This is a genomic window from Polaribacter sp. 20A6, assembly GCF_011378915.1.
GTDB lineage: Bacteria > Bacteroidota > Bacteroidia > Flavobacteriales > Flavobacteriaceae > Polaribacter > Polaribacter sejongensis.
In genome coordinates this window covers 650,411-668,338 of the sequence record NZ_WTPZ01000001.1, presented here as the reverse complement: position 1 = coordinate 668,338, position 17,928 = coordinate 650,411, and the positions used below count along the sequence as shown (strand labels likewise).

13 protein-coding genes are annotated in these 17,928 nt (G+C 29.6%); 8 read left to right on the top strand and 5 right to left on the bottom strand.

Going from position 1 to position 17,928, the window contains the following annotated elements:
* Nucleotides 1–404: 404 nt before the first annotated feature.
* From GQS57_RS02625 to tssD, 7 genes are all read left to right on the top strand, one after another.
* Nucleotides 405–3,449 (top strand): TonB-dependent receptor, encoded by a 3,045-nt coding sequence (locus GQS57_RS02625; protein ID WP_165730922.1) that lies wholly within the window; start codon nucleotides 405–407, stop codon nucleotides 3,447–3,449.
* A gap of 14 nt (nucleotides 3,450–3,463) precedes the next feature.
* A complete protein-coding gene (locus GQS57_RS02620; protein ID WP_165730920.1) occupies nucleotides 3,464–5,050 on the top strand; it encodes a RagB/SusD family nutrient uptake outer membrane protein in 1,587 nt (528 codons plus the stop codon).
* A gap of 467 nt (nucleotides 5,051–5,517) precedes the next feature.
* Complete coding sequence (locus GQS57_RS02615) at nucleotides 5,518–6,825, top strand: sugar MFS transporter (RefSeq protein ID WP_165730918.1); 1,308 nt, start codon at nucleotides 5,518–5,520, stop codon at nucleotides 6,823–6,825.
* Nucleotides 6,826–6,852: 27 nt separating this feature from the next.
* Nucleotides 6,853–8,781, top strand: coding sequence for a glucosamine-6-phosphate deaminase (gene nagB / locus GQS57_RS02610; protein ID WP_165730916.1), 1,929 nt, complete (start codon nucleotides 6,853–6,855; stop codon nucleotides 8,779–8,781).
* A gap of 29 nt (nucleotides 8,782–8,810) precedes the next feature.
* Nucleotides 8,811–9,110, top strand: a complete 300-nt coding sequence (locus tag GQS57_RS02605) for a hypothetical protein (protein WP_165730914.1) — start codon at nucleotides 8,811–8,813, stop codon at nucleotides 9,108–9,110.
* Nucleotides 9,111–9,115: 5 nt separating this feature from the next.
* Nucleotides 9,116–9,970 (top strand): BadF/BadG/BcrA/BcrD ATPase family protein, encoded by an 855-nt coding sequence (locus GQS57_RS02600; RefSeq protein WP_165730912.1) that lies wholly within the window; start codon nucleotides 9,116–9,118, stop codon nucleotides 9,968–9,970.
* Between the two features lie 316 nt (nucleotides 9,971–10,286).
* Nucleotides 10,287–10,688 carry a type VI secretion system tube protein TssD gene (gene tssD, locus GQS57_RS02595; RefSeq protein ID WP_165730910.1) on the top strand — a complete coding sequence of 134 codons (402 nt, stop codon included), beginning with the start codon at nucleotides 10,287–10,289 and terminating at the stop codon, nucleotides 10,686–10,688.
* A 97-nt stretch (nucleotides 10,689–10,785) separates the two neighbouring features.
* Here the strand turns inward: tssD and GQS57_RS02590 are convergent, their stop codons facing one another.
* Nucleotides 10,786–11,184 (bottom strand): hypothetical protein, encoded by a 399-nt coding sequence (locus tag GQS57_RS02590; RefSeq protein ID WP_165730908.1) that lies wholly within the window; start codon nucleotides 11,182–11,184, stop codon nucleotides 10,786–10,788.
* Between the two features lie 151 nt (nucleotides 11,185–11,335).
* Between GQS57_RS02590 and GQS57_RS02585 the strand changes: the two genes are divergently transcribed.
* Entirely contained in the window at nucleotides 11,336–12,328 is a 993-nt protein-coding gene (locus GQS57_RS02585) for a hypothetical protein (RefSeq protein ID WP_165730906.1), read from the top strand.
* Between the two features lie 63 nt (nucleotides 12,329–12,391).
* Here the strand turns inward: GQS57_RS02585 and GQS57_RS19185 are convergent, their stop codons facing one another.
* The 4 genes from GQS57_RS19185 to GQS57_RS02565 are packed head-to-tail and all read right to left on the bottom strand — an operon-like array spanning nucleotide 12,392 to nucleotide 17,927.
* Nucleotides 12,392–13,027 (bottom strand): response regulator transcription factor, encoded by a 636-nt coding sequence (locus GQS57_RS19185; RefSeq protein ID WP_165730904.1) that lies wholly within the window; start codon nucleotides 13,025–13,027, stop codon nucleotides 12,392–12,394.
* A gap of 5 nt (nucleotides 13,028–13,032) precedes the next feature.
* Nucleotides 13,033–14,994: a tetratricopeptide repeat protein gene (locus GQS57_RS02575; RefSeq protein ID WP_205860181.1), complete on the bottom strand. Its 1,962-nt coding sequence runs from the start codon at nucleotides 14,992–14,994 to the stop codon at nucleotides 13,033–13,035.
* A 27-nt stretch (nucleotides 14,995–15,021) separates the two neighbouring features.
* A complete protein-coding gene (locus GQS57_RS02570; protein WP_165730902.1) occupies nucleotides 15,022–17,271 on the bottom strand; it encodes a lipopolysaccharide assembly protein LapB in 2,250 nt (749 codons plus the stop codon).
* Nucleotides 17,268–17,927 (bottom strand): DUF1266 domain-containing protein, encoded by a 660-nt coding sequence (locus GQS57_RS02565; RefSeq protein ID WP_165730900.1) that lies wholly within the window; start codon nucleotides 17,925–17,927, stop codon nucleotides 17,268–17,270. The genes GQS57_RS02570 and GQS57_RS02565 overlap by 4 nt, the downstream gene beginning before the upstream one ends.
* Nucleotide 17,928: the final 1 nt, after the last annotated feature.

Genomic DNA, 17,928 nt, shown 5'->3' with positions numbered 1-17,928 from the left:
TCAAAATATACTATATCCTAGAACCATAGTGATAAGATAGTGAGTGCTTATATTATTTGCAAAGCTAAAATAGCATGCAAACAACTACTGCTCCTATAATATTAAAACACCCACAGTTAAAGAACCTTCAGAAATCTAATTAAATAAAGCTACTAATATATACTTTAATAGTGCTTCTCCCCTATTACTTACTCAAGATACATTTTCATCATATCTTTACTCGTTTTACTACTTTACAAATACCTGTTTGTATTTCTTAATTGTTTAAATTAAGTTCAAAATATAAAATGAACTAATACCCCCTCTTTATAGCTCTATTACCCCCTTACAAATACACATGTAACTTATTAATTTTGAGAATAATAACTAACCAATTTTATTATTAACTAAAATTATTTATTTCCATGAAAAAAATTCAAACATTACTATTTATTGTTTTTTCTATTGTTTTTACATTAAGCGTAAAAGCACAAGAAAAAACAATTTCTGGTACAGTTACTTCTAAATTAGACGGAACTACACTGCCAGGAGTAAGTATTGTTGTACAGGGTACAACAATAGGAACAGAAACAGACTTTGACGGTATGTATACCATTAAAGCTTCTGTTGGAGACATTTTAAGCTTTTCTTTTTTAGGAATGAAAGCAAAAAAAATTACAGTTTTAAGCACTTTTAATAAAGTAAATGTTATTTTAGAAGAAGATGCAAGTCAATTAGATGAAATTGTTGTTACAGCACTTGGTATTAAAAAATCAAGAAAATCTTTAACCTATGCAGCTCAAGACATTAATGCAGATGAGTTAAATAAAGTAAAACAAACAAACCCTGTAAATAGCTTATCGGGTAAGGTTGCAGGTGTAAACATCTCTAGAAGTGCTTCAGGCGCTGGTGGATCTGTCAAAGTAACTTTAAGAGGTAATTCGTCTATAGGTAATAACCAACCTTTATATGTTGTAGATGGTATTCCATTATCTAACCCATCATCTAGCCAACCAGTAAATTCTTTAGGGAGTAAAGATGGCGGTAATAGAGATGGAGGAGATGCTTTATCTTTAATAAATCCAGATGATATTGAGTCTTTAACGGTTTTAAAAGGAGCATCTGCTTCTGCATTATATGGTAGTGCTGGTTTAAACGGTGTAATTTTAATTACGACTAAAAAAGGTAAATCCGGTAGTTTTAAGGTTGGTTACTCTTCAAATTTAACTGTTGAGAATTCTGCTTATGTTATGGATTTTAATGATGAATCTCAAAGTAATATTGATGATTTTTTATCTACAGGGTTTACTAATATTAATGCAATATCTATATCGGGTGGTACAGAAAAAGCACAAACTTATTTTTCTTATAGTAATACATTTGCAAGCGGAACTTTACCAACAAACAAGTTAAAGCAACATACATTTAATATTAGAGAAACTGCAAAGCTTTTTGACGATAAGTTAACAGTAAATGCTAGTGTTATGGGATCTACTCAAAATGTAGTAAATAGACCTGTTTCTGCAACATATTATAATCCTTTAGTTGGTGTGTATGCTTTTGAATCTGATACAGAGAAATTATCTGACTATTCTAACTTTGAAGTTTACAATCCTAACAGAAATATAATGACTCAAAGATGGTTTCGTGGTGAAGGATCAGAACCTGGAACATTTTTTACTAGTGATATAGAACAAAATCCATATTGGATTTTAAACCGTAATGTTTCTGAAGATACAAATACAAAATTAGTTGCTTCATTAAATCTAAGTTTTAAACTTACAGATTGGCTTACATTACAAACTAGAGGTACGTATGATAAATCATTTCTAGATTTTGAAAGAAAAATATATGCTACAACAAATGCCACTTTAGCCCCAGAAAACGGAAGGTATATTGTTGAAGAAAATGATTATACACAATTATACGGAGATTTTTTAGCAAATATTAATACCAGTATTAATGAAGATTTTTCTCTAATAGCAATTCTAGGAACTAGTACCAAACGTACTACAACTGAATCTTTTGTGGGAGATTCAGGAATAAGTGGAGGTTTACAATTTGCAAATGTATTCTCATTTCAAAACTTTAACGGAAATCCTTCTGTAAAATTCGAGCAAAACTCTTTAGAAACAAGAGTAAGTTCATTATTTGCAAGTGCAACCATTGGTTTTAAAGAAAAAATTTATATTGATTTAACAGCTAGAAACGATTGGTCTTCTACATTACCTGAAGAAAACAATTCATTCTTTTATCCTTCGGTTGGTGTAACAGGTGTTTTAAGTGAATTATTTGATTTAGGAGAACATATTTCATTTGGAAAAATAAGAACATCTTATGCAGAAGTTGGTAGTGGTTTTTCTGCAGACAGAATATCACCTAATAGTAGTATTCTTTTTGGTGGTGGAGGTGTTAATTCAATAAATCCTATTAGACCTTTTCCAGGTTCTACACCTAAGCCAGAAAGACAGAAATCTTTTGAAATTGGTACGGAATGGAAATTTAATAATAATAGATTTGGAATCGATTTAGGGTATTATAATACTAGAACTGTAGATCAATATTATGCATTTTCAACATCCGTTTCTATTATAGGTGCAGAACAAGCATATTTAAATTCTGGTGAAATTTCTAATTCAGGTGTAGAAATTTCTACTTTTTTCACCCCTATACAAAATGATAATTTCGAATGGACATCAATATTAAACTTTGCAACGAATAAGAACACTGTTGAAAAAATTTATAATGGCCAAGTCTTAGAAGGTTTAATTGAACCTGAGTTTTTTACAATATCTAGTAAAAGCTCTAATACTTTTGGTTCTTATTTAGTTGAAGGTGGTTCTTTTGGTGATATTTATGCGCAAGTAGTTAGAAGAGACGAAAACGGGTTGCCTATTGTAGACAACGATGCGGTAATAGCTAATGATGATAATACGGTTGATGGTTTAACAAAAGTAGGTAACGCAAACCCAGACTTTACTTTAGGTTGGAACAACTCTTTTCAATACAAAAATATTACTATAGATTTTTTAATTGATGGAAAATTTGGTGGTGAAACCATGAGTATGACCGAAGCTATTGTAGAAGGATTTAGTAATAACTCTGCTAGAGAAACCGAAAATGCTAACATCGCAGTGGTAGATTTAGCTGGAAATACATCAACATTAACAGCACAAGAATATTATGGAAAAGTAGGTGGTAGAAATGGTTTTACTGGTGAATATATTTATAGTGCAACTAATGTAAGGTTAGCAGAATTTGCTTTGGGGTATAACTTTAAATTAAGTGAAGAATCATTTTTCTCTTCAGTTAAAGCATCATTAGTAGGTAGTAACTTGTTTTTCTTTTATAAAGATGCGCCACACGATCCTAACGTTTCTTTAAGTACAGGTAATGCATTACAGGGTGTAGATATTCTAGGACTTCCTTCAACAAGAAGTATTGGATTGAATCTTAATTTAACATTCTAAAAAATAAATAAAAGATGAAAAATATAAATAAAATATTAGCACGTTTAATTGTTTTAGGGTTAGTTGCTACGTCTTGTAGTAATTTAGAAGATTACAATGTAAATGATAGAAATATTACGCAAGAACAATTAGAGGTAGATTTTCAGCATGTAGGGTCAAAATATAAACCTATTTTCGAGAATATTTATAAATACAGTCCAGCTGCTCAATATCAATTACAGCAAAATTTAAACGCAGATGTATATTCTGGGTATATGACAAACCCAAGACCATTTGTTGCTGGAGCTAATAACACCACTTATAAAATGATAAGCGGTTGGAATAATAGTATTTGGAGTATTCCTTATACTAATGTAATGAATAATGTACAAACTATTAGTGAATTAACAGCTATAGATTATCCTACATTGTATGCAGTTGCCTTAATCTTAAAGGTAGAGACAATGCATCGTGTTAGTGATGTATTCGGACCAATAGTTTATTCAAACTTTGGAGATTTAGAAAATGCAGGGATTTATGATTCTCAGCAAGAGGTTTATAGTGCCTTTTTCACAGATTTAGATACTGCTGTAGCTAATTTAATGGCAAATATAGATAGTAAAAGTTTTGCTTCTTTCGATTTGTCTTATGACGGAGATTATAAACAATGGGTAAAACTAGCAAACTCTTTACGTTTACGTTTAGCAATTCGTATTTCTAAGGTAGATGCCGATAAAGCAAAACTAGAAGGCGAAAAAGCGTTAAGTCAAAGTTTAGGAGTTATGGAAACTAATGCAGATGGTTTTTTTGTGAACAGTGAATTCGATCATCCTTTAACAACTTTAGATAACTCTTGGGGAGATACAAGAATGAATGCTACAATGGAGTCTATATTAACAGGTTATAATGATTCTAGAGCCACTAGTTATTTTGATGCACCAACAAGTGTATCTGGAACCGTAAAAGGTATTAGAGCAGGATTACCTTTGTTAGGAGCATATGCCGATGAACTTGCTCAAAAAGCAGATTATATTGGTTTTTCAGCTATTAATGATAATATTCACACATCTAAAGTACAGTTAATGACAGCATCGGAAGTTGCTTTCTTAAAAGCAGAAGCATCTTTAAGGAATTGGTCAGGCGCAGGAAGTGCTCAAACAAACTATGAAAAAGGAATCCAATTATCTTTCGATCAACATGGAGCAAGCGGGTCTGCTTCTTACATTGTAGATAATATATCTACACCGTTAGATTATACAGATCCTATAAATGCAACAAACAGTGTAGCTGCTTTAAGTAATATAACAATAGCTTGGGATGGTGGCGCAACCAATGAAAAAAATCTAGAACGTATTATTACTCAAAAATGGATTGCAATGTTTCCGGAAGGACAAGAAGCTTGGAGCGAATTTAGACGTACAGGATATCCTAAGATTTTTCCTGTTGTAAGTAACCAAAGTGGAGGCTTAGTTGATACTGATATTCAGATTAGAAGAATACCATTTGTAGATAGTGAAATATCTACAAATTCAGAAGGTGTAGCAACAGCTGTATCTTTATTAAAAGGATCAGATAATGCAGGTACCCGCTTATGGTGGGATACTGGAGCATCAAATTTTTAGTGTTAATTAGTGTTTATTTGAATTAGTTTAGAGCAAGTAAAAGATATATCTTTTACTTGCTCTTTTTTTTATGAAGATTTAATTTTCTTTTTAAAATCCTTGTATAAATAAGTAATCAATTTATTTCTCAAAAAAAGTAAAAATATTTAACCAAATTCTCTACACAAATAAACAGCCTATTAGAAGTTCGTTTTAAATCTTAGTAAGTTTCATAAAAAGAAAAATGAATTGTAGTAAATACAATCCATTTTTTATCACTTCACTCAAAATCATTCTTTTTCATATAGCTAAGACTTCTAAAGTAAACAACCTATTTAAAACTAAACTTACTTAAAAAATAGCGAACTAACAGAAGTACTTTCTTGTTATTTTTTAATCATTGACCACCCTACCCCTAATAATAGAACATTAAACCACTCATTAAAAACTGTTTTATTTTTTAATTTTACATCTATAAATTAAAAAAAATGAACAAAAAAAACAGTACTATTCCTATTATAATAATAGCCGGAGTTTTCTTCATTTTCGGATTTGTTACATGGATAAATGGAGCATTAATTCCGTTTATGAAAACTATTAATGAATTAACAGATACTCAATCTTACCTAGTTGCATCTGCCTCTTATATATCTTTTGTTGTAATGGCTTTGCCAGCTTCTTATATTTTAAATAAAATAGGCTATAAGAAAGGAATGTCTTTAGGATTAATCATTATGTCTATTGGAGCGTTAGTTTTTATTCCTGCAGCAGAAGCAAGAACATATTGGGTGTTTTTAACGGGTATTTTTATCCAAGGAATTGGTATGACGATTCTTCAGACAGCTGCAAATCCTTATATCACAATTTTAGGTCCCATAGAAAGTGGTGCTAAACGTATTGCAATTATGGGTATTGCTAATAAAATTGCGGGTGCATTAGGATCTTTAATTTTTGGGGCATTATTACTTTCTGGTATAGATGATGTTCAAGAAAAATTATTATCTGTTACATCAGAAGAAAAAAATATTTTATTAAACTCCATGGCAGATAGCGTTTTTATCCCTTATCTAATTATGGCTATTGTGTTATTTCTTTTAGGAATTTTAATTAGAAAAGCACCATTACCACAAATTGAAGCTGATGAAATAGAAGAAAATATTGAGGAAGAAAATATAAAAACAAACATCTTTCAATTTCCTAATTTATGGTTGGGGGTTTTAGCATTATTTTTTTATGTTGGTGCAGAAGTTATTGCAGGAGATACCATTATTGCCTACGGAATTTCATTAGGTTTTACTGGTGAAGAAGCAAAATACTTTACAACATTTACTTTATTAGCAATGATTGCTACATATATATTAGGCGTCTTCTTAATACCTAAATATATAAAACAAAAAACGGCCTTAGTTGCAAGTGCTCTGTTAGGTATCATTTTTAGTTTTTGTATTATAAATACAACTGGTTATACGTCTATATTATTTGTTGCTGCATTAGGTATTGCCAACGCACTTGTTTGGCCAGCTATTTGGCCTTTAACTTTAAAAGGTTTAGGGAAATTTACAAAAACAGCTTCTGCTTTATTAATTATGGCAATATCAGGTGGTGCAATAATACCTCCTTTATATGGTAAAATAGTAGATGCTAAAAAATACGAATTAATTACAAATGGTATGCAAGAACTAGAAGCAATAGCTACTGCTTCTACAAATAGTTATTGGCTATTAATACCTTGTTATGTTATGATTCTTTTTTACGCAATAAAAGGTCATAAAATTAAAAATTGGACAAAAAAATAAAACTCTAAATACATAAATAAAAAAAGTATGTTAAAAAGTAATATAGATAAAGCAACAGGTTTTGAAAAAAGATTTGAAAATATAGGTACTGTTGTTTATAAAGATTCTTCTTCAGCATCAAGATCTGTGGCAAAGGAAATCGAAAACCTAATAAAAGTAAAACAAGCGCAAAAACAACCTTGCATCCTGGGTTTAGCAACAGGTTCTTCTCCAAAGGGGCTGTATGCAGAATTAGTTCGTTTACATAAAGAAGAAGGTTTAAGTTTTAAAAATGTAATCTCATTTAATTTAGATGAATATTACCCAATGGAACCAGATTCTGTAAATAGTTACGTTCGCTTTATGCAGGAACAATTATTTAATCACATTGATATTTTACCTGAAAACTGTTTTGTACCAGACGGAACACTACCTAAAGATAAAATTAGAAGTTATTGTGATGAGTATGAAGCTAAGATTGAAGCTTATGGAGGTATCGATTTACAAATTTTAGGTATTGGAGGAAATGGACACATTGGTTTTAATGAATCTGGATCACTACAAAATTCAAAAACAAGATTAGTAGCCTTAGATCATATTACAAGAGTAGCTGCAAGTGCAGATTTCTCTGGGTTAACAAGTACACCAAGAACAGCAATTACTTTAGGTGTTAAGAAAATAATGGAAGCCAAAAGAGTAATTTTAATGGCTTGGGGAGAAAGTAAATCTAACATTATTAAAGAATCTGTAGAAGATACAGTTACAAGTCAGGTACCTGCATCTTATTTACAAGAACATAATAATGCCATGTTCATTTTAGATCAAGCGGCAGCTTCTAAACTAACAAGAATAAATACACCTTGGTTAGTAGAAAAAATTATTTGGACAGATCATCTAATTAGAAAGGCTGTTTTAAGTTTAGCACTTTCTCTTAAAAAACCAATTTTAATGTTAACAGATGCAGATTACATTGAAAACGGTATGAGCGATTTATTGGCAGATTCTGGACCTGCTTATGATATTAATATAAAAATATTTAACAAGCTTCAGAACACAATAACAGGATGGCCTGGAGGAAAACCAAATTCTGACGACAGTAAAAGACCAGAAAGAGCAACTCCAGAAAAAAAACGTGTCTTAATTTTTAGCCCTCATCCAGATGATGATGTTATAAGTATGGGAGGAACCTTTAAAAGATTACATGAACAAGGACACGAAGTTCATTTAGGGTATCAAACCTCTGGAAACATAGCTGTAGCAGATGATGAAGCTTTGCGTTTTGCAAGTTTTGTATGTGACTTTAATGATAAATTTGGAATAAAAAGTTCGGAAGCAGAAAATATATTTAAACAAGCAGCTACTTTTTTAAAGAATAAAAAAACTAGTGAAATAGATTCATTAGAGGTAAGAAAAGTAAAAGGTTTAATAAGACAAGGAGAAGCTAGAGCTGGTTGTCATTTTATCGGTTTACCAGATGTACAAATCCATTTTATGGAATTACCTTTTTATGAAACAGGAGCTATAAAAAAGAACCCAATAGGTATTGCTGATGTAGAAATTACTAAAGACTTAATCGAAAAGATAAAACCACATCAAATTTTTGCTGCAGGTGATTTAGCTGATCCTCATGGAACTCATAAAGTTTGTTTAGATGCTATTTTTGCTGCGGTAAAAGAATTAAAACCTAAAAAATTTATGAAAGATTGTTGGGTTTGGCTATACAGAGGTGCATGGCAAGAATGGGGTGTTGATGAAATAGAAATGGCAGTTCCAATGGGGCCAGACCAAGTATTAGAAAAACGAAAAGCTATTTTTAAACATCAATCACAAAAAGACGGCGTAGTTTTTCAGGGTACAGATAGTAGAGAGTTTTGGCAACGAGCAGAAGATAGAAATAAAGAAACAGCAGATATATACAACCAATTAGGTTTATCTCATTATGCTGCTATGGAGGCTTTTGTTAGATGGAAGTATTAAAAAATATAACTTAAATAGATATTGATATTTTGGGAAATTTAATTGAATTTGTAGATCTTAAAAGGATAAAGAAAATTAATGACATAACTGTTTATCATCGTTTTGTAAACTGGGTAAGCAGCGAGTTTGATTTGTATCTTCAAAATGAAACAAAAAAATTGCAAGTATTTTTACCAAATGGTTCATTTGATATCGAAATTTTTAATGATTGTAATAATAGTTTAAACATTCTAATTCATGTAAAAGGGAAGTCTAAAGACACATCTCTTATGATCATAAAAAAATTAGAAAACATTTATAATAATGTATTAAAATTTAACTTAAAATAAACACAATGATATTAATTGCTGATAGTGGATCAACAAAATGCGACTGGATTATAATAAATTCAAACAAAAAAAAAGTCGCAAAAATAGCTACAATAGGTATTAATCCTAGATTACTTTCTTTAAAAGAGATAAATAACATTATTACTTCTAGTAAAGAATTAGAGTCTTATAAAAGTAAAATTGAAACCATTTTATTTTATGGAGCTGGTTGCGCTTCTGAAGACTCTAGAAACAATTTAAAACAACTTCTTTTTAAATATTTTGATATAGCAACAAAAATAACTGTAGAAGAAGATTTAAAAGCAGCTGTATATGGAACAACAAAAGAGCCTGGTGTAATTTGTATATTAGGTACAGGATCTAATTGTTGCTATTTCGATGGAAAAAATGTTATTGTTAAACAAGTTTCTTTAGGTTATTCTATTATGGATGAAGGCAGTGGTAACTATTTAGGTAAAAAATTATTGAATGCTTATTTTTATAATAAAATGCCTTTAGACTTAAAAACAAAATTTGAAGAAGAGTACAATTTAACACTTGATGTAATTTTAAATGGACTCTATGAAAAAGAAAACCCTAGTGCTTTTCTAGCTAGTTTTGCAAAATTTGTAATTGAAAATCAATCTAACGAATTTATAGATGCTATTATTGACAAAAGTTTAAATGAACTATTTGATAACCTTATTATGTGTTATGAAGAAGAACTTTTTACAAAACCACTACATTTTGTGGGATCTATAGCCTATTACCTTCAAACAAAAATTATAAAAGAAGCAGAAAAAAGAAATATTAGAGTAAGTTCTTTTATCAGCAAACCTATCGATAACATAATTATGAATATTAATAAGATTGATTTTTAATGTAATATTTACAAATAAATTTCAATCAATTAAAACCATCCAAAGACTATTTTAATTTAATATGAATAGAATAAATTAAAAAAAAATCTAATAGAATTGTATTGAAAAGTAATCTATCTCATTTAAAATTAAGTTTTACAAAACCTCATATACAACTCATCCTTTTATTTTTTAACCTTTTTTAAATTAGAAAAAGTAACATTTCATTCACACTTCTTATTATAGTTATAAATATCACTGAAAACAGTTAGAAATATTTAGCTATTTTACTTCAACTTTGTAATAAATAAGAAACAATAATAAAAACATAAATAATATGAAAGAATTAAATGTAATACAGCGTATAGAATTAAGAATTAAAAAAGACGATAATACAGAAAAGGTATTTAAGTTATCGCAATGCGATTATAATTTATCTTCTACTTATTATCCAAATGATGAAGAAGAAAGAGGATTAGATGTAAATCTATCTGGCGTAGTTACTAATGAAATAGATACTTTCTTTTTAGAATGGTTATCTCGTAAACCAGGTGAATGGTCTGGTAGTTTAAAAATTTATCACCAAAAACAAGATAAACCTGTAATTAATTTTGTTTTTGAGAATGCAATTATTCATAGCTATAATCAATCTTTTTCAGAGAACAATGTACAATCTCAAGATACTTATATTAATACTATTTTATCAGGTGTTGTTTTTAATGATGTAAAAATGAATTAAGATATATTTATTATAATTATCTAAAAAAGCCTTTAAGATAAACGTCTTAAAGGCTTTTTTTATTCAACTTATAAATCACATTTAAAACAATTTAAGATTACTGCAAATTGCTTTCTAAATATTCACAAATTTCTAAGTCTGTAAAATAACCACTTTGGTGACCTCCCCAACAAGCTGTTAATGAAAACACACTTGTATCTAATTTTAATTCTTTTTTAGCTTCTGCTCCTTCATTAGGTATGCAATAGACTTCAATTGAGTTTATATTTTCTGCTACAACCTCTTTTGATTTTTTGTCTTTACAAACTGATTTTAAACCATCTGTAAGGCGTTGTAAACAAATACTTGGTACAAATTTAATGAAGTCTATTTCAAAAGTATTCCAGTTGATGTTAATCGGAATTTCTTTACCAACAATCTCATTAATCTCTTTTTGATAACCTTCTAAATACTGATCTTCTATTACTTTTGCAGCTTTTTCTTTTTCTAATTTCATAATGGGTGTTTTTAGTTTCAGTAATGTATCAAAGGTATTAGAAGAGATTCTTAAATTAGCACCACCATTAAGTGAAACTTAAAACTCACTGAATTCCGTGAGTACTGCATCAATAAATTCGTCTACATTTATTTAATAAAAATAACAACATATGAAAATTACAATTATGTCAATAATCTGCTTAATAATTTTAGTATTAATCGTAGCAGGTTGTTCTAATTATATTGGAATATCTAAAAAGAAAGCATCTTTAAATTTAGAAACCTATTTACAAAGAGAATATAATGGTAGACTTGTTTTTAGTGATTTAAAACGTTTTTTTAACGCAGCCACAATGGACCCTAATATGTTTGGTGTCTTAATATTTGATAAAGACATTCCGGAAATTGAATTTTACACACACATTAATGTAAAAGAGATTTTAGAAAATGATACTTTGCCTATGTATCCAATATCAGATTTAATGACTTTTGATGATTTATACCAAGATGCAGTAAAACAATACGAAACAAGACAAGCGGTGATAGCCGATTTTAAAAATGAAATTCCTGAAATAATTTTTTCTACAGAAACTATTGAATTAAATTTTAAGAGAAATCTAAAACCAAATGAATTAGAAGATGTAACTACACGTTTTGTGGTTAGCTTAAATGAAAATTTTAAAGAATTAAATACCAGCTTTCAATTTAGTTTAGTTATTAAAACACTTACATATCCCGAAGGATTTATAATAATCCCATTAGAAATAGAAGATGGTAAATGGCAGAGAAAACCGTATATATTATCAGAATCTAACAGTGATTTTAATGTTTTAAAAACAATGGTTCATAAAAACATTCAAGCGAAATTAGAAACTCCGTATCCTTATTATAAAATTACTGAGCATAGCAAAATTTATATGGATAAATCTTCTTTATCTAAAGGTGCTTGGTTACAATATCTAGAAGATAAGAGAATTACAAATGAAGGAAAAGGTAAATGGAAAAACCCACAAACAGGACTTTATGTGGTCTATTTTGATTTAGATTCTAAATTTATATATCGTGGAGAATTGTTAACAGAAGAAAATGATAAAATGTCTTATGTAAAAGAATTAAGACAAATTATAGAAACGATAGAAAAAGAAGGAATTAGAACTAAATAATAATTTCATTTCAAATTTTAGATAAAAAAAGAGGCTTTAATATGTTTAAAGCCTCTTTTTTTATTAATCAAATAAACCAGATTCTATGGCATATTTTACAGCTCCTGTTGTTGTTTTAGAACCTGTTTTTAAAAGAATATTTTTTCGGTGCGTTTCCACCGTATTGACAGAAATAAATAGTTTTTCAGAAATTTCTTTAGAAGTTAATTCTTCTCCTAAAAGTGCTAACACTTCTTTTTCTCTAGGAGAAAGTTCTATGTTTTTATATTTCTTACGCTTAAAAACGCTTTCCATATAACGCTCTTTTATCAACTTAGAAAAATATTGTTCGTCTCCTAAAACAGTACGTACTGCTTTCTGTAATTCATCTTTGCTTGTAAATTTTGGTACAAAACCATCGGCACCTTTTTGTATTACTTTGTGTACCGTTCTGTGGTTATCTAACATACTTAACATAATAATTTTTACCTTACTATGCTTTTTCTTTATTTCGGTTAGTAACTCAATTCCGTCCATTTTGGGCATGCTGATATCACTAATAATTAAACCAACTTCAAACTGATTTAATAATCGAATTACTTGTTTACCTTCTGTTGCTAAATGTATTTCACCAATTTCTTCCATATCACTTAATATGGTATTTATGCCTTCTAAAAACATAAGGTGATCGTCTGCAATAATGATGTTTGCTTTTTTCACAATTTTTATGTTGTTGGAATGTCTATTGTAATTGAAGTTCCATGACTAGAACCGCTATCTATATCTAAAGTACCTTTTATTTTTTGTAAACGTTCTTTAATATTACGTAGCCCAATTCCTTGTTTTTTATTCTTTATAAATCCTTTACCATTATCTGTAATTACAATATTTAAATGGTCTTCATGCTTGGTTAATTGTACATCTGCCTTTGTTGCTTCTGCATGTTTTAAGATGTTATTTATTAATTCTTGTACAATTCTATATGCATCTGCTAAAAGTTCTGCAGGTAATTTATCGATGTCTTCTTCTGGGAAAAAATAAGTCTGAATATCTAGTTTCGATTTCTTTGTTATTTGATCAATAAAATCAGTTAAAAAACTAATAAATCCTATTTTAGAAAAAGAAAGCGGATGTAATTGATGAGAAAGACTACGTACATCTACACAAGCATTATTTATAGCATTTGCAATTCTTTTAGATTTTAATTCGTCTTTATGATTTTCTGTATAATGTTCAAAAGCAATTTTAATACCCGCCAAATCACTTCCTATTCCATCATGAATTTCGCGTGCTAATCGAGATCTTTCTTCATCTTGTCCTTCTTGATAACGTTCTATTACAGATAATTTATGATCCTTCATCATATCTGTAATTTTTTGTTTTGCATTTTCTTCTTGCTGTAAATTCAATTCTTTTTGAATGCGTAAACGTTTAACGTAAGATAATCTAAGTATAATTAAAATAATTAAGACCAATATAAAACCAACTATAAAAGCATTTCTAACAATACGCTGTCTTTTAACCGTAAGTTCTACTTTTTGTAACTCAACTTCGCTTAATTTTTGTTCCTTTTCTAAAAGCAGAATTCTAGCTTCTTTTAACTGTGTTTCGTATCCTTCCTGAATTTTAGCTACATATTTCTCTTTATCTAATGTCTTCTGATCTGCAACAGTAGCAACTCCTTTTTGATAAAATTCTAAAGCTTTTTCAAAGTTTTTTTCTTCTTGATAAAGTTGTGCTAAATTCTTGTAAATATCAGATTTATAAACAGATAGAGATTGTTCATCTCCAATAGCCAATGCTTCTTTAAAGTAATTAATCGCTTCTTTTTTATGTCCTAATTTAGCTTCACATAAGCCCAAATCGTTTAAAACAATAGCAATATCAGAATGAAATTTTAACTCTTTTAAAAGCCCTAATGTTTTCTTTAAAGCAACTGCAGCTTCTCCACAACGCTCCTCCTCTACCAACATTTGAGAAAGATTAATGTTTACATAAGCAATAACCGCTTTATTTCCTTCTCGTTCTCTATAATCTAAAATTGTTTTATAATGTGTACGTGCTTGGTCAAACTTCCCTTCTTCTTTTAAAATATTAGCAAAATTAAATAAGGTGGTTAAAACACCGTCATCATCCCCTAATTCTCTGTAAAGATTGGCTGCACGATCTAAATTTTCTGCAGATTTTTTATATTCTTTTTGAAGCAAATAAAGTGTCGCAATATTTTGATACGCATTTGCTTCTTGTATTTTATCATTTGTTTTTTCTGAATAACTTAAACACTGCATAAAGTAATCAATAGCCTTCGGATATTCTCCTAAATGCTTATAAGCAGATGCCATAATATTATAGCAAGCTGCCAAACCTTTTTCTATCTTAAATTTATGAAGTAAAGAGATTGCTTCACTTGAATATTTAATGGTGTTTTTGTAATCTCCTGTAATGTTACTTAAGTTTCCTAAAGCATAAAGCGCACTAACTTCTTGAATATCAATTTTTAATTTTCTACTTTCTTTAAGCCATTCTGTAGCCGCTTTTTTTGCTGTCTGCGGATTAGAATTTATATTATTTTGGTATTCCGATGCAAGCGAATCTATACGAGCTGTACTGTCTATTGCTTGCGACAAAGTCACATTATAAATCCCTAAAAAAAGGACTAAAACTATATATCTTGTAAATTGCTTCATTTCTAAAAAAAAGTAAACTTAATACCTTTAAGCGAAATAATTGTTTCTTATTCTAGATTTCATTTCTTTTAACATTTCTAATTCATTATTTTCAAATTCAATATTTAATTTAGAGATGCTTTCTAGTAAATTATGTTGTAAAAATACATCTTCTTTATAATTTGTTGTTGCAACCTCTAAATGTTCTAATAAAGCATCTTCAGACGGATTATCTTTACTTAAATACATGGCGTTGTACTTTGTAAAACCTTCTACATCATTCAATCCTTTTGTAAATTTTTTAAACACTCTTAACATCACATTATATTCATCTTTAGGTAAATTAAAAAATGATTCTTCCGGATAACTTTGTCCTAAATGTTGATATGCAACAAAAGCTTCCTTATATCTATTTTCTTCTTCTAATAAATTGGCATATTGAAAATCTAGTTTCCAATCTCTAGCTTCCGGAGCTTCTTTTTTAATAGTTTCGTAAAGTGCAATAGCAGCCGGATTATCAAAACCTGCTAACAAACATTCAAATGATAATTTTAAATAAGCACCTTTATTCGTTGATAAATCTGCTGCCTTTTTTAAAGATGCTGATCCTGCAGCATTATTTCTTAACATCCAATGTATAAATCCATTATTTCTGTAATCTGAAAATGTAGTTGGGTTGGCTATTAAATCATCTGTAGATACCTCTCCTAAACCTTCTGGCTTTTCTAAAAAAGTTTCATAGCAAATCCATTGAAAAATAGGTTCTAAATAGGGTGCTAATTTTCCTTGTTCAAAATTATAGATTGCATATTTATGGCATTCTGCATAATCTCCTTTTTCTAGAAGCGCTTCCACACACATATTCATGGTGCTACAATAATTACCGTCACCAATTTTATAAAAGCTAATTTCTTCTTTCATATCCTCAAAAAAAGCTTTGTAATTCTGGTTTCTTGCATGAATAATCATACGTAAATTATACAACCAAGGTGCATAAGAATGTGATGGTAACGGAAAATCTGAAAGTGATTCATTTATAACTTCATGCGCTTCATCAAATCTACCTAATTTAATGAGCGCTCGTGACTGAAAAAATAACGTTTTAAGCGTTGGTGTTTTTCTTCGATGAAATTGTACAACAACATCTAAAATACCTTGCCAACTTTCTATTCTACTATTCACTTCTAGTAAATAAAACAAATATTCACTCATTCTTAGTCCGTTTTTAAAGGCCTCGTGATAAGCTGCTCCAGTAGCATTGTAATCTTTTACAAAGAAAAAAGACTTCGCTTTTAAGACTAGTAATAATGGGTTTTTAGGATTTAAAGCCAAACCTCGTTCTACACAAATCTCTATTGTTTTTTTATTTTTTGAATAATAGTATGATGAATTTCCTATTAACATATATTGATGCTGTGCTAATTGCCAACCCGAATTAGCCAATGCTATCATATAATTCTCATACTCGCTAAAATTGGTATAGTTTTCTTCTGGAAATACAGGCTCTTTTGGTGCAGCTAAAATTTGAGAAACCATATCGTACATCATAAAAGATTTGGCATAATCCGCTAATAAAAAACGTGTGGTATCTGTCAATTCTAAATGTCGCCATTCTGAAATCCATTGTTTTTTATTATCGATAGACTTATTGCTCCATAAAGTCAATTGAATACGCGCTAAATTTTGATCTGCTTGGTCTAAATTATCATCAAATTGTAAGGGAGTTAAAATTTCTTTACGATGTGTATCTGATGCTAAGTTTAATAATTCATAAGCATCTGCTGCTTCATTAGAAATACGTAATTGTTCTATACGAGCAGTTTTCACCTCCCAAAGTAAAAACCGAGCTTCTGTTAACGCAGGATAACATTCTAAAATATATTTTAGCGTACTAATTGCCTCTTCAAATCGCTGTTCTTCTTGTAACTTTAGAGCATAATGTATGTGTAAGGTTTCGTTGTACGGATATGTCATTAATGCCTTTTCATACACCCATTCTTCACAGTATTTATAGTAACTACAGACATATTCATAATCTGAAGGTAAAACTTCATTTATATTGATTAAAGCTTGTAAATAAGACTCTAAAACAGGCATATTTAGTTCTTCAAAAACACCAATATAAAGCATATACATGCGATAATATCTCGCAGTATCTGCAGGATAACTTTCTCCTAATATTTCAATATTTTCTTGAATATTGGCCATAATAGGCTGCAAAGGAGCATAAAGATTAGCTTTATAAAGTTCTTCTGCACGCTCTATTTGTGTGATAACTTCTTGTCTTGTTAAACTCATTTTTTCCATGTTTTAAACCAATCGGCATGTTCTATATATAAGCGTTGGTAGCATTCCCAAAGTGTTTCCATACCAGGAAATTTACTAACATCTTGTTCTGTTGCTCCTAAAACATATTCGTCTCCTAAACATACATTTCTATGAAATTCTCCCCAACTAGAAAAAGTAGATTTTATAGTGTCGTTCGCTTCTTCTAAACGTAAAATCATTTCTCTTGTATCAATAAAACCTAACACATGCCCTAAGCGCATTTGAAAAATATAATACGCCATTTCGTACCCAATTAATTTTTGCTTTTTTAGACTAAACCGATATTTCCAAACCATTTTATAAATGCCTTTCGTTTTTGGGTTTTCTTCGGCATTGTATTTTGCATCAAAATCTCTTGTGGTACTCATTCGGAATTCTATTGCAAGTTTTTCGAATGCATTAGAAACCATTTCTCTGTTTTCATAACGTTGCAAACTATTGCGTAAATGCAAACCAGATTTTATGCCATATAAACTTAAAAGTCGTTTTGCTTGCTTCACATGCATTTGGTTTTCTAAATCGAAACCAGACCAACTTGTTAAGTCGGCACTCTTATAATTTTTTATCAATATCAAGGCCGATAAATTTAATTGGTCTTGTATTTTTGGTGTTATTTCTTGTGTCATT